Source organism: Chromohalobacter sp. HP20-39, assembly GCF_033052815.1.
In the GTDB taxonomy this organism is placed as follows: domain Bacteria; phylum Pseudomonadota; class Gammaproteobacteria; order Pseudomonadales; family Halomonadaceae; genus Chromohalobacter.
Genome location: NZ_JAWHTP010001009.1, coordinates 1 through 248, shown reverse-complemented (window position 1 = coordinate 248; position 248 = coordinate 1). Strand labels below are relative to the sequence as shown.

Genomic DNA, 248 nt, shown 5'->3' with positions numbered 1-248 from the left:
CATCAGCGCCCAGCAGCGCACCGATCACGACGTCGCGGCCGGTCTTCATCTGGCCGTCCGCCTGCACGCGGATGCGGTTGCGCAGGCCGTTGAGCATCAGCGTCTGTTGCGTCTCGGCCAGGCCCAGTTCCCACGGCGTACCGGCGTGCTTGATCGACGACCACGGCGAAGCGCCCGTGCCACCGTCATGACCAGCGATCACCACGTGATCGGCCTTGGCCTTGGCGACACCGGCAGCCACCGTGCCC

At 69.0% G+C, this 248-nt stretch carries 1 protein-coding gene; it reads right to left on the bottom strand.

Annotation, left to right across the window (positions count from 1 at the left end; all coding sequences use genetic code 11):
• On the bottom strand, positions 1 to 248 hold a 248-nt coding region (locus RVY79_RS20990), incomplete at both ends, for a glutamate synthase-related protein (RefSeq protein ID WP_317466546.1).